This is a genomic window from Streptomyces sp. SAJ15, assembly GCF_007595705.1.
In the GTDB taxonomy this organism is placed as follows: domain Bacteria; phylum Actinomycetota; class Actinomycetes; order Streptomycetales; family Streptomycetaceae; genus Streptomyces.
The window spans coordinates 177,261-190,233 of sequence record NZ_NISY01000007.1 but is presented as its reverse complement, the minus strand read 5'-3'; the positions used below and the strand labels follow the sequence as shown (position 1 = coordinate 190,233).

At 69.6% G+C, this 12,973-nt stretch carries 8 protein-coding genes; 1 reads left to right on the top strand and 7 read right to left on the bottom strand.

Going from position 1 to position 12,973, the window contains the following annotated elements:
• Nucleotides 1-52: 52 nt before the first annotated feature.
• The 7 genes from CD790_RS19985 to CD790_RS19955 all read right to left on the bottom strand — a co-directional run bounded on the left by CD790_RS19985 (nucleotide 53) and on the right by CD790_RS19955 (nucleotide 9,657).
• Nucleotides 53-769, bottom strand: coding sequence for an ABC transporter ATP-binding protein (locus CD790_RS19985; protein WP_144384645.1), 717 nt, complete (start codon nucleotides 767-769; stop codon nucleotides 53-55).
• A complete protein-coding gene (locus CD790_RS19980) occupies nucleotides 766-1,662 on the bottom strand; it encodes an ABC transporter ATP-binding protein (protein ID WP_144384816.1) in 897 nt (298 codons plus the stop codon). The genes CD790_RS19985 and CD790_RS19980 overlap by 4 nt, the downstream gene beginning before the upstream one ends.
• Nucleotides 1,663-1,667: 5 nt before the next feature.
• Nucleotides 1,668-3,407 carry a branched-chain amino acid ABC transporter permease gene (locus CD790_RS19975; RefSeq protein WP_144384644.1) on the bottom strand — a complete coding sequence of 580 codons (1,740 nt, stop codon included), beginning with the start codon at nucleotides 3,405-3,407 and terminating at the stop codon, nucleotides 1,668-1,670.
• Between the two features lie 13 nt (nucleotides 3,408-3,420).
• Complete coding sequence (locus CD790_RS19970; protein ID WP_144384643.1) at nucleotides 3,421-4,353, bottom strand: branched-chain amino acid ABC transporter permease; 933 nt, start codon at nucleotides 4,351-4,353, stop codon at nucleotides 3,421-3,423.
• Between the two features lie 320 nt (nucleotides 4,354-4,673).
• A complete protein-coding gene (locus CD790_RS19965) occupies nucleotides 4,674-5,906 on the bottom strand; it encodes a branched-chain amino acid ABC transporter substrate-binding protein (RefSeq protein WP_144384642.1) in 1,233 nt (410 codons plus the stop codon).
• A gap of 866 nt (nucleotides 5,907-6,772) precedes the next feature.
• Entirely contained in the window at nucleotides 6,773-7,279 is a 507-nt protein-coding gene (locus CD790_RS19960) for a hotdog fold thioesterase (protein ID WP_144384641.1), read from the bottom strand.
• A gap of 98 nt (nucleotides 7,280-7,377) precedes the next feature.
• Nucleotides 7,378-9,657, bottom strand: a complete 2,280-nt coding sequence (locus tag CD790_RS19955) for an FdhF/YdeP family oxidoreductase (protein ID WP_144384640.1) — start codon at nucleotides 9,655-9,657, stop codon at nucleotides 7,378-7,380.
• Between the two features lie 190 nt (nucleotides 9,658-9,847).
• On the opposite strand from CD790_RS19955, the gene polA reads away from it, so the two are divergent.
• Nucleotides 9,848-12,598: a DNA polymerase I gene (polA, locus tag CD790_RS19950; RefSeq protein WP_399217877.1), complete on the top strand. Its 2,751-nt coding sequence runs from the start codon at nucleotides 9,848-9,850 to the stop codon at nucleotides 12,596-12,598.
• Nucleotides 12,599-12,973 lie beyond the last annotated feature (375 nt).

Below are 12,973 nucleotides of genomic sequence, written 5' to 3'. Positions count from 1 at the left end.
CGTGCGCCGTGGCGTGTGGTGCGGGCCCCCGCCCGTTTCCGTGTCGGTCTGGTCAGTCCTCGCCGAGGTACGCCTTGCGTACGGACTCGTCGTGGAGCAGGGAGGACCCGCTGCCCGAGAGGACGATCTTGCCGATCTCCATCACGTGGCCCTGGTCGGCCAGGGAGAGGGCGGCCTGGGCGTTCTGCTCGACGAGCAGGATGGTGGTGCCCTGGGCCTTGAGCTCGGCGATGGTCTCCATGATCTTCTGCATCATGATCGGGGAGAGGCCCATGGAGGGTTCGTCGAGCATGAGCAGCTTGGGCCGGGACATGAGTGCTCGGCCCATGGCGAGCATCTGCTGTTCGCCGCCGGAGAGGGTGCCGGCGGCCTGGCTGCGGCGTTCGCCGAGGATGGGGAAGAGCTCGTAGGCCTTCTCCATGTCCTGGGCGATGCCGGGGGCGTCCTTTCTGAGGAAGGCGCCGAGCTGGAGGTTCTCGGCGATGGTGAGCCGGGGGAAGATGTGGCGGCCCTCGGGGGAGTGGGCCAGGCCCAGTGAGACGATCTTGTGCGCGGGGACTCCGGAGAGCGGCTTGCCGTCGAAGAGGATGCGGCCGCTGAGTGGCTTGAGGAGGCCGGAGAGGGTGCGCAGGGTGGTGGTCTTTCCGGCGCCGTTGGTGCCGATGAGGGTGACGACCTGGCCGGCGTCGACGCTGAACGAGATGCCCTTGACGGCCTCGATCTTGCCGTAGGCGACGCGGAGGTCCTCGACCTCGAGCAGTGCGGTCACTGTCCGTCCTCCGTCTGTGGGGTGGTGCTGTCGTGCTGCGCCTCGTTCTGTGGCGTCTCGTGGGCGGTGGCTTCGGCGGCTTCGACCTCGGCGACCTCTTCCGCGCCCGGCGCGCCTTCGAAGGGCGTGCCGAGGTAGGCGGCGATGACGCGTTCGTCGGCTTGGACGACCTCGGCGGTGCCTTCGATGAGTTTCTGGCCTTGGACGAGGCAGGCGACGCGGTCGCTGAGGTTGAAGATGAACCGCATGTCGTGCTCGATGACGAGGACGGCGATGCCTCGGTCGCGGATGGCGAAGACGAGTTCTTCGGTGGCGCGGGTCTCCTGGGGGTTCATGCCGGCGGTGGGCTCGTCGAGGAGGAGGAGTCCGGGGTCGCTGGCGAGGGCGCGGGCGATCTCCAGTTTGCGTTGTTCGCCGTAGGGGAGGTTGCGGGCCAGGTGGTCGGCTTTGCCGGCGAGTCCGATGAACTCGAGGAGTTCCATGGCGCGTTCGGTGGAGGCGGCTTCGGCGCGCTTGAAGCCGGGGCCGCGGAGGAGGGCGGACCAGAGTCCTTCCTTGGTGCGGGTGTGGCGGCCGACGAGGACGTTTTCCAGGACGGTCATGTTGGCGAAGAGCCGGATGTTCTGGAAGGTGCGGGCGATGCCGGCCTGGGTGACGAGGTGGGGCTTGGGGGGTAGGACGGTGCCGCGGTAGCTGACCTGGCCTTCGGTGGGGACGTAGAGCCCGGTGAGGCAGTTGAAGAAGGTGGTCTTGCCGGCGCCGTTGGGTCCGATGAGGCCGACGATCTCGCCGGTGTTGACGGTGAGGTCGACGCCGCGTACGGCGGTGAGTCCGCCGAAGCGCATGGTGACGCCGGCTGCCTGGAGGACCGGGGTGGTGTTCTGGTCGGTCATCGGGGTCACGCCTCCGCCTTGGTGACGCTGACGGTTCCTTCGGGGAGGCCGTTCTCGGGCACGTCGAGCTGGTCGGTCTCGTGGTATTCGAGTTGCTGTCGCCGGTTGGCGATCAGTCCTTCGGGGCGGAAGCGCATCAGGAGGATGAGCGCGAGTCCGAAGGCGAGCAGCTGGTAGTCCGCCAGGAAGGTCAGCTTTTCGGGGATGAGGAAGAGCAGTGCGGCGCCGAGGAGGGGTCCGCCGATGGTGCCCATGCCGCCGAGGATGACGGCGGCGAGGAGGAAGGCGGAGTTGGGGGCGACGGGGCCGGTGAAGACGTACTGCTCGGGGACGACGGTGTAGGAGACGTGGGCCCAGACGGTGCCGGCGACGCCGGCGAGGGTGGCGCCGAGGGCGAAGGCGATGAGCTTGAGGCGGAAGCCGTTGATGCCCATGGCGGTGGCGGCGGTCTCGTCTTCGCGGATGGCGACCCAGGCGCGGCCGATGCGGCTGTTGCCGGCGCGGCTGAACACGAGGACGACGAGGATGGTGAAGAGGAGCATCAGCAGGTAGTAGTTGGCGAAGGAGCCGAGTTCGAACCCGCCGATGGTGTGGGACTCGCCGAAGTCGTATCCGAAGATGACGAGGTCGGGGATGTTGGGGATGCCGTTGGGGCCGTTGGTGAGGTTGGGGCCGGAGTCGCCGTCGAGGTTGCCGACGGCGATGCGGAAGATCTCTCCGAAGCCGAGGGTGACGATGGCGAGGTAGTCGCCGCGGAGTCGCAGGGTGGGGGCACCGATGACGACGCCGAAGACGAGTGCGGCGAGGGCGCCGGTGAGGACGGCGGCCCAGAAGGGGAACTGGATGTCGAAGGTGGAGGCGGTGGAGCCGGAGACGAGGGCCGCGGTGTAGGCGCCGACGCCGAGGAAGGCGACGTATCCGAGGTCGAGGAGGCCGGCGAGGCCGACGACGACGTTCAGTCCGAGGGCGACGGTCGCGAAGATGAGGATGTTCACGCCGAGCTGGAGGTACTGGTCGTCGCTCTGGGTGAAGGGGAAGGCGGCGGCTGCGGCGAAGGCCGCGGCGGCGGTGGCGGTGCGGTAGTTGCCGGTCAGCGCGGAGAGGCGGCTGATCAGTCCGGCCCTGGAGAGCGCGGCGATGGTGAAGCCGGCGGTGATCAGGTAGCCGATGAAGACCTCGCTCTCCTCGTCGTCGATGCCGACTCCGTAGGTGATCGCGTGGAGGGCGATCGCGAAGGCGGCGACGATCAGGAGGATCTCCATCCAGGGGGCGAGGCGCTGGGGGCGCTTCGGGGTCCTGGTGTCGTCGGGGAGGAGGAAGGCGGTGACGGCGGGGAGCGCGGAGGCGAGGGCGGCGACGAAGCCGCCGGGCTCCAGGTTGACCAGGCCGCCGAGGTCGACGGTGATGGCGATGACCGTGAACCAGGTGGTGGCGAAGCCGCCGAGGGCGCTGGCTCGCAGGGCGCGGGTGGTGCCGGCGGGTGCCAGCCAGCGCAGTCCCTTGAGGTCGTAGGAGGCGAGTGCGAGGAGGGTGGTGAGGAGGCCGGCGACGAGGGTGAGCGCCTGGAGTCCGGCGGGGGAGAAGTAGTAGGTGAGGTCGCCGGGGAACTCGTCGGTGTAGGTCCAGGCGAGGAGGGTGCTGGCGACGGTGGCGAGGCCGCCGGCGAGGGTGAGGGCGCGCCACAGGGGGGTGCGCTGGGCGCTCGCCGTGGTGGTGGCGGTGTCCTTGGTGGTGTTGGTGCTCATCGGTGTGCCTCCCTCACGCCCGGTCCGCTACGCGTTCGCCGAGCAGACCTTGTGGTCTGACCAGCAGGACGACGATGAGCAGGGTGAACGCCCAGACGTCCTTCCAGGCGCCGCCGCCGAGCTGGGCCATGCCGGGGATGTCCTCGATGTACTGGATGGCGAGGGCTTCGGCGAAGCCGAGGACCACGCCGCCGAGCATGGCGCCGTAGATGTTGCCGATGCCGCCGAGGACGGCGGCGGTGAAGGCCTTCAGTCCCGCGATGAAGCCCATCTCGAAGTTGATCTGGCCGTACTTGAGTCCGTGGGCGGTGGCCGCGACGGCGGCGAAGGCGCCGCCGATGGCGAAGGCCATGACGATGATGCGGTCGGTGTCGATGCCCATGAGCTTGGCGGTGTCCGGGTCCTGGGCGGTGGCCTGCATGGCGCGTCCGGAGCGGCTCTTGGAGACGAAGAGGCCGAGGGCGAGCATGCACATCGGGGCGGCGAGGAGCAGGAAGAGGTCGCCGCGCTGGATGTGCAGGTTGTCCAGGAGCTCGATGGACTTGCCTTCGAACTGGGGGAAGGTGCGGGCCTTCTTGGCGTCGGGGTAGAAGGCCCAGATGAGCTGCTGGAGGGCGATGGACAGGCCGATGGCGGTGATCAGCGGGGCCAGTCTGGGTGCGTTGCGCAAGGGCCGGTAGGCGAAGCGTTCGGCGGCTGTGGCGACGGCGATCGACGCGATGACGCCCCCGATGAGCATGAGGGGGAGTGCCAGGGCGAGTGCGGTGCCGCTGGGGAGCACCAGGTAGATGGTGAGGGCGCCGAAGCCCCCGATCATGAAGATCTCGCCGTGGGCGAAGTTGATGAGCTGGACGATGCCGTAGACCATGGTGTAGCCGATGGCGATCAGGCCATACAGGGCGCCGAGGGTCAGGCCGTCGGCCAGCGTTTGCGGCAGTTCGTGCACCGCAGGGCCTCCGATGAGCGTGTCGGATGTGAGTCCGCGCGAGGGCGCTGGTCGCGCCCTCGCGCGGATGTCTCGCAGGGGGTGCGGGGGGCCCGGGGTCTCGGGGGTTCGAGGTGGGTGCCGGGCCCGGGGACGGGGGTTCGGGAGCGTGTCCGCGAGGTCGGGATCTTGACCTTGGGGCCCTCGGGGTGAGGGCCCGGGTGCCCTTGGGGAGCGGTCCTCGGGGGCTGGGTGCCGGGGGTCGGTCGGTGTGGCTCAGCCCGTCGGGACGGGTCCTTCGGGGCTGGTGCCGTGACGTCGTTTCCCGGGTTTCCCGGGGGTCAGTCCTTGAACGTGGTGCTCTCGATGGACTCCCACCGGCCGCCCTTGACCTGGTAGACGGTGAGCTGCTTGTTGGTGGTGTCGCCGTACTCGTCGAAGGAGACCTTGCCGGTCACGCCCTGGAAGGAGACCTTGCCGAGCGCCTCGGTGACCTTGGCGCGGGCGTCGTCGGGGAGCTTGCCGTCGTTGTCCGCGGCGACGGTCTTCACGGCCTGGATGATGGCCCAGGCGGCGTCGTAGGCGTAGCCGCCGTAGGCCGCGTACGGGTCGGAGTAGCCCTGCTTGCCGTAGTTCTCGATGAACGCCTTGGCGGATTCGAGCTCCTCGAGCGGGTAGCCGACGGAGGTGGCGTAGTCGCCGTCGTTGCTCTGGCTGGAGGCTTCGATGTAGGCGGGGTCGTAGAGGGCGTCGCCGCCGATGGTCGGGACCTCGGCGCCGGCCTTCTTGATCTGGTCGGAGAGGAGTCCGCCTTCGGGGTACTGGCCGCCGAAGTAGACGGCGTCGGCGCCGGAGGACTTGACCTTGCTGGCGATGCCGGCGAAGTCGGTCTCCTTGACGGTCAGGTGGTCGGTGCCGACGATCTTGCCGCCCTGGCGCTTGAACTCGTCGGCGAAGATCGAGGCGAGGCCGGCGCCGTAGGTCTGCTTGTCGTCGACGACGAAGACCTTGCGCTTCTTGGCGTTCTTGTAGAAGTACTGGGCGGCGAAGCGGCCCTGGATGACGTCGGTGGTGGCGGTGCGGAAGTAGGTCTCGAAGGGGCGCTTCTTGTCGCCCTTGGCCCAGTCGTCGCCCTGGCTGAGGGCCGGGTTGGTGTTGGCGGGGGAGATCTGGGCGAGGTCGGCCTTGGCGAAGACGCCCTGCATGGACTGGGCGACGCCGGAGTTCAGCGGGCCGACGACGCCGAGGACCTCGTCGTCGCCGACGAGCTTGGTGGCGTTCTGCTGGCCGGAGGCGGGGACCGCCTTGTCGTCGAAGGACTGGACCTTGAAGGTGACGCCTGCGACTTCGTTCTTCTCGTTGGCGGTCTTCACCGCGAGATCGACGGAGTTCTTGATGCCCTGGCCGAGTGCGGACAGGGAGCCGGTCAGCGGGGCATCGACGCCGATGACCACCGTGGTCTTACCGCTGTCACTCTCGTTGTCTTTCTTGTCGTTCCGCGATCCACAGGCGGAGAGAGTGAGGGCTCCGGCGGTGAGCGCGGAGGTGAGTATGAGCAAGGAACGGTGTCGCACGGTGATTCCTTTCCCTGGCACGGCTCTCCCGTTGTGGGGAGGTGCCGGATCGCAGGCCGGATGGCTGGATCTTGCTATGGAGAAACGATCTGCCACTCGGCCGCGTGGTGACTGGCCGTGACTCTAGGCGCGGCGCGTGAAGAGGGGCAGAGGTGCCGGGCAGGATGTGACGCTCTTGTTATGCCAGTGGACACCTAAGCGTGTCTGTGTAGCAGAGGTGTGCGGGCAAACCGGGCAAATCTCTTCTTTTTGATCATCAAACGGCCGTGAATCCGCAGTTCCGCTAAGAGGTTCTGTGTCGAACCGGTGAGGGTGCGGCTCGGCGCGTTCCAGGCCGGAGGAAAATACCTGTGGCCTACATCTCATGCCGACGCTGTAGGGGGTGTCGGCACGGCGCGCTTGTTACGGAGTGTTACTACAGGGAGTAGTCGATTCCAGGCCGTTTTATGAGTTCGGCTTGCTTGGAGGATCGGCGTCCGATCCCGAATCCGGATCGAGATGGGGTGGGGGCCGGGTGGAGCCCGGTCGGGAGCCGATCGGGTCGCGGCGGGCCGCTCTCGGCCCTGCGTCGGGCTGCGTCGTGTGCGCGTCGGCCTGCGTCGGCCCGTGTCGGCCTGCGTCGGGCCGGTGTCGGGTCAGCCCCCGTCGGGCGGGGGTGACGTGCGCTGATCGCCGGCGCGTTCCGTTCGGACGCCTCGTCAACAACGGGCGTCGACAAGCAGGTTGTCGCCGAATCGCTGAAAAACCCGCCAGTAGTGCGCAGTTGACATCACGTCATCGACAAAAGGACTCCCCCGGGCGGTGGTTCATCGCCCAGGGGAGGGTGTTCTCGCGCGGCGCGCGGGTGGGGTGCGGCGCCTATGGGGTCAGGCGCCGGCGGCGCTCCGGGCCTCCTTCACGTCGCGCAGCGTGGCGTCGGCGTCGGCTTCGCGGAGCATGCAGGTCAGCCGGGCGGTGCAGACCCGCCGGTCCTGTTCGTCGGTGATGACGATCTCGTAGGTGGCGGTGGAGCGGCCGCGGTGCACGGGGGTGGCGACGCCGGTAACGAGGCCGGAGCGGACGCCGCGGTGGTGGGTGCAGTTGAGGTCCACGCCGACCGCGATCTTGCGGCTGCCGCCGTGCAGCATGGCGCCGATGGAGCCGAGGGTCTCGGCCAGTACCGCGGAGGCGCCGCCGTGCAGCAGCCCGTAGGGCTGGGTATTGCCTTCGACGGGCATGGTGCCGACGACGCGCTCGGCGGAGGCTTCGCGGATCCGCACGCCCATCCGGATGCCGAGGTGCCCCGCGGAGAACAGTGAGGGAAGGTCGACGCCGAGCGCCGCGTACTCGTCGACGACCTCTTGGGGGAATGTCACGCTGGTCTGCTCGCCCATGGGTGTTCGGCTCCGTTCGGTTGCTCGCGTGCGCGCGCCGCGGCTCCGGCGCGCGCCGTGGTGATCGGCTGGAGTCTGCCAGCCGGATGAGCAAACGCTTAGGCCGGGCGGGATGGTTCCAGGCGGATGACCACGGACTTGCTCATCGGGGTGTTGCTGGTGTCTGCGGTGGCGTCGAGGGGGACCAGCACGTTGGTCTCGGGGTAGTAGGCTGCGGCGCAGCCCCGGGCGGTGGGGTAGTGGACGACGCGGAAGCCTTCGGCTCGGCGCTCGACGCCGTCCGTCCACTCGCTGATCAGGTCGACGTAGGCGCCGTCGGCGAACCCGTACTCCCGGGCGTCCTCGGGGTGGACCAGGACGACTCGGCGGCCGCCCTTGATGCCGCGGTAGCGGTCGTCGAGGCCGTAGATGGTGGTGTTGTACTGGTCGTGGGAGCGGAGCGTCTGGAGCAGCAGGCGGCCTTCGGGGACGTGCGGGTACTCGACCTCGGCGGCGGTGAAGTTGGCCTTGCCGGTGGTGGTGGGGAAGCGTCGTTCGTCGCGGGGCGCGTGGGGCAGGGCGAAGCCGTCGGGGTGGGCGACGCGGGCGTTGAAGTCCTGGAAGCCGGGGATGACTCGGGCGATGCGGTCGCGGATGGTGGCGTAGTCGCGTTCGAACTCCTCCCAGGGGGTGGTGGAGTCGGCGCCGAGGACGGCGCGCGCCATGCGGGCGACGATGGCCGGTTCGGAGAGCAGGTGGGGGCTGGCGGGCGGGAGGTTGCCGCGGGAGGCGTGGACCAGGCCCATGGAGTCCTCGACGGTGACGAACTGCTTTCCGCTCTGTTGGACGTCCTTGTCGGTGCGTCCGAGGGTGGGCAGGATCAGCGCGCGGTGGCCGGTGACGGCGTGGGAGCGGTTGAGCTTGGTGGAGACGTGGACGGTGAGGGCGGCGCGGCGCATGGCCGCCTCGGTGACCTCGGTGTCGGGGGCGGCGCCGACGAAGTTGCCGCCCATGGCGAAGAAGACCTTCGCCTTGCCGTCGCGGAGGGCCTCGATGGACCGGACGACGTCGTAGCCGTGGTGGCGGGGCGGCGCGAAGCCGAACTCCTTCTCCAGGGCGTCGAGGAACGCGGGCGCGGGCCGTTCGAAGATGCCCATGGTGCGGTCGCCCTGGACGTTGGAGTGTCCGCGGACGGGGCAGACTCCGGCGCCGGGGCGGCCGATGGCGCCGCGCAGCAGGAGGAGGTTGACGACTTCCCTGATGGTGGCGACGGCGTGCTTGTGCTGGGTGAGGCCCATGGCCCAGCAGGCGATGGTGCGCCGGGAGGCGAGGATCATGGCGAGGGCGCGCTCGATCTCCGCGCGCTCCAGGCCGGTCGCGGTGAGGGTCTCCTCCCAGTCGGCGGCGCGGGCGGCCTCGGCGAACTCCTCGAAGCCGTGGGTGTGCTCGCGGACGAACGCCTCGTCGACGGCGCCGTGGGTCTCTAGGACGAGCTTGTTGAGGAGGCGGAAGAGGGCCTGGTCGCCGCCGATGCGGATCTGGAGGAAGAGGTCGGTCAGGGCGACGCCCTTGAGCATGCCCTGGGGGGTCTGGGGGTTCTTGAAGCGCTCCAGTCCGGCCTCGGGCAGCGGGTTGATCGAGATGATCTTCGCGCCGGCGGCCTTGGCCTTCTCCAGGGCGGAGAGCATCCGGGGGTGGTTGGTGCCCGGGTTCTGTCCGGCGATGATGATCAGGTCCGCCTGGTGGAGGTCGTCCAGGGAGACGCTGCCCTTGCCGATGCCGATGGTCTCCGTGAGGGCGGAGCCGGAGGACTCGTGGCACATGTTGGAGCAGTCCGGCAGGTTGTTGGTGCCGAACTCGCGGGCGAACAGCTGGAGCAGGAAGGCGGCCTCGTTGCTGGTGCGGCCCGAGGTGTAGAAGAGGGCCTCGTCCGGGGAGTCGAGGGTCTTCAGCTCCTCCGCGATGATCTCGAAGGCGCGCTCCCAGGTGACGGCCTCGTAGGTGTCCGCGCCCGCCGCCAGGTACATCGGGTGGGTGATCCGGCCCTGCTGCCCGAGCCAGTAGCCGCTGCGGGTGGCGAGGTCGGCGACCGGGTGGGCGGCGAAGAAGTCGGGGGTGACGCGGCGCAGCGTCGCCTCCTCGGCGACGGCCTTGGCGCCGTTCTCGCAGAACTCCGCGGTGTGCCGCTTCTCACCCTCGGGCCAGGCGCAGCCGGGGCAGTCGAAGCCGTGCTTCTGGTTGACCTTGAGCAGGGTCCGCGCGGTGCGGCCCACGCCCATCTGCTGCTGGGCGATGCGCAGGGTGTGGCCGATGGCGGGCAGCCCGGCGGCGGCGTGCTGCGGGGCGGTGACCTCGGGGGCGTCCTGGATCGGGTCCCCGGCGGGCGGCTTGGCTGCCATGGCGCTCTCCCTTGAGCGGTTCGGCGGGGTACGGCTCGGCCGGGGCTGCCGGTCCTGATGCCGCACGGCTGGTTCTGCTGGTTCTGCGTTTCTCTGAATCCTGTCACGCCCCACTGACAGCCGCCCAGCCCGGCCCTGCCCGTGGACCGGATTGTCCGTGCCTGTCAGTGGGGCGTGGCAGGATCGGACCGTGGCAGAGAAAGCATCGAAGAAGACCCCCGAGACCGCATCGACCGCTCCGGCCGCGCCGGCAGCCGGGCAGCGGGGCGAGCGCCCGCGCCTGATGTTGTTGGACGGCCACTCGCTGGCGTACCGGGCGTTCTTCGCTCTGCCGGCGGAGAACTTCAACACCACCACGGGCCAGACGACCAACGCGATCTACGGCTTCGCGTCGATGCTGGCCAACACGCTCCGTGACGAGCGACCCACGCATCTGGCCGTGGCCTTCGACGTCTCGCGCAAGACGTGGCGGTCGGAGGAGTTCACCGAGTACAAGGCGAACCGCTCCAAGGCGCCGGACGAGTTCAAGGGGCAGGTCGAGCTGATCGGCGAGCTGCTGGACGCGATGCACGTCACCCGCTTCGCGGTGGACGGCTATGAGGCGGACGACGTGATCGCCACGCTCGCCACGCAGGCGGAGGCGGCCGGCTTCGAGGTGCTGATCGTCACGGGTGACCGTGACTCCTTCCAGTTGGTCACGGAGAGCGTCACGGTGCTCTACCCGACCAAGGGGGTCTCCGAGCTGACCCGGTTCACGCCGGAGAAGGTGCGGGAGAAGTACGGACTCAGCCCCCGGCAGTATCCGGACTTCGCGGCGCTGCGCGGCGACCCGTCGGACAACCTGCCCGGCATCCCCGGCGTCGGCGAGAAGACCGCCGCGAAGTGGATCAACCAGTTCGGTTCGTTCGCGGAGCTGGTGGAGCGGGTCGACGAGGTCAAGGGCAAGGTCGGCGAGAAGCTCCGGGAGCACCTGGAGTCGGTGAAGCTCAACCGGAAGCTCACCGAGCTGGTCCGGGACGTGGAGCTGGGTAAGGGCCCGGAGGAGCTGGCCCGGCGGCCGTACGACCGGCCGTCGCTGACCGTGATCCTGGACGCGTTGGAGTTCCGCCACCAGAACTTCCGGGATCGGCTGCTGGCCGCCGACCCCGGCGAGACCGAGGTGGAGGCGCCGCCGGCGGCGGGCGTCGCGGTGGACGGTGTGGCGCTGGGCGCGGGTGAGCTGGCGCCCTGGCTCGCGGAGCACGCCGGGCAGCCGCTGGGCCTGGCCACGGTCGACGCCTGGGCGCTGGGCAGCGGCAGCGTCAGCGAGATCGCCCTGGCCACGGCCTCCGGGCCGGCCGCCTGGTTCGACCCGGCGACCGTGGACGAGGCCGACGAGCGGGCGTTCGCCGAGTGGCTGGCCGCCGCGGACCGGCCGAAGGTGCTGCACAACGCCAAGGGCGTGATGCGTGTCTTCGCCGAGCACGGCTGGTCGGTCGACGGTGTGGTCATGGACACCGCGCTCGCCGCCTATCTGGTCAAGCCCGGGCGCCGGTCCTTCGCGCTGGACGCCCTGTCGGTGGAGTATCTGGGCCGTGAGCTGGCCCCGCCGGCCGTCGACGGCCAGCTGGCCTTCGGCGCCGACGACCAGGCCGAGCAGGACGCCCTGATGACGCAGGCGCGCGCCGTCCTCGACCTGGGTGAGGCGTTCGGGGGGCGGCTGCGGGACGTCGGCGCGGCGGAGCTGCTGCGCGATGTGGAGCTGCCCACCTCGGCGCTGCTGGCGCGGATGGAGCGGGCCGGTATCGCGGCGGACCGGGAGTGGCTGTCCCGTATGGAGCAGCAGTTCGCGGGCGCGGTGCAGCAGGCGGTGAAGGAGGCGCACGCCGCCGTGGGCCACGAGTTCAACCTGGGCTCGCCCAAGCAGCTGCAGGAGGTGTTCTTCGGCGAGCTGGCGCTGCCGAAGACCAAGAAGACCAAGACCGGTTACACCACGGACGCGGACGCGCTGGCCTGGCTGGCCACCCAGACCGACCACGAGCTTCCCGTGATCATGCTCCGGCACCGGGAGCAGGCCAGGCTGCGTTCCACCGTCGAGGGTCTGGTCAAGACGATCGCCCCGGGCGGCCGTATCCACACCACCTTCAACCAGACGGTGGCGGCCACCGGTCGGCTCTCCTCCACCGACCCCAACCTGCAGAACATCCCGGTGCGCACGGACGAGGGCCGCGCCATCCGGCGGGGCTTCGTGGTGGGCGAGGGCTTCGAGTCGCTGCTGACGGCCGACTACAGCCAGATCGAGCTGCGCGTGATGGCCCATCTCTCCGAGGACGAGGGCCTGATCGAGGCGTTCACCTCCGGTGAGGACCTGCACACCACGGTCGCCTCCCAGGTCTTCGAGGTCGACAAGACCGGGGTCGACGCGGAGATGCGTCGCAAGATCAAGGCGATGTCGTACGGACTGGCGTACGGCCTGTCGGCGTTCGGCCTCTCCCAGCAGCTGAACATCGCCCCGGACGAGGCCCGCAAGCTGATGGACAGCTACTTCGAGCGGTTCGGCGGGGTGCGCGACTATCTGCACCGGGTCGTGGACGAGGCCCGCGCCACGGGCTACACGGAGACGATCCTGGGTCGTCGCCGCTACCTCCCGGACCTCAACAGCGACAACCGCCAGCGCCGCGAGATGGCCGAGCGGATGGCGTTGAACGCGCCGATCCAGGGCACCGCGGCCGACATCGTCAAGGTCGCGATGCTGAAGGTGGACGCCGCCCTGCGCGCGGAGCGGCTGACGTCCCGGATGCTCCTCCAGGTGCACGACGAAATCGTGCTGGAGGTCGCGCCGGGCGAGCGGGCGCGCGTGGAGGATCTGGTGCGTCGTGAGATGACGGGGGCGTTCCCGCTGCGCGCTCCGCTGGACGTGTCGGTGGGCTACGGCGCCGACTGGGAGTCGGCGGCGCACTAGCACGGGCCACCGGGCTACGGGGCTCGCGGGTTCGGGCCGGGTCCGTGCCCGCGGGCCACGATGTGTACGGGGCGTCTGGCGGTAAGGGGGCGGGTGGCGCCGCGGCGTGGACGTTCCGGTGGTGAAGGAGTGGTGACGGCGCGGGCGGGTGACCGTGCTCGGCGACGTCGGTGGGTGCGGCCGCCGGGATCCGTTCAGACGCCGTTCAGGGGCGGTTGGGAGGGCCGTTCGGAGGAATTCCCTCCGATTGGGGGCCTTCCGGGGGCAACGTCCGAGCGCGCTGGAACGTCTCTCAAGTGGGCATCGCCTCGGTAGCTCCGAGGCTGGAAGGTGTCGTAGTGTCACGAGCGTTGACGCGCGAGGGGAGCGCACGGC

Coding starts and splice junctions, on each gene's coding strand:
- CD790_RS19980 (WP_144384816.1), bottom strand. CDS start 1,662: ATGACCGACCAGAACACCACCCCGGTCCTCCAGGCAGCCGGCGTCACC.
- CD790_RS19975 (WP_144384644.1), bottom strand. CDS start 3,407: ATGAGCACCAACACCACCAAGGACACCGCCACCACCACGGCGAGCGCC.
- CD790_RS19960 (WP_144384641.1), bottom strand. CDS start 7,279: ATGGGCGAGCAGACCAGCGTGACATTCCCCCAAGAGGTCGTCGACGAG.
- CD790_RS19955 (WP_144384640.1), bottom strand. CDS start 9,657: ATGGCAGCCAAGCCGCCCGCCGGGGACCCGATCCAGGACGCCCCCGAG.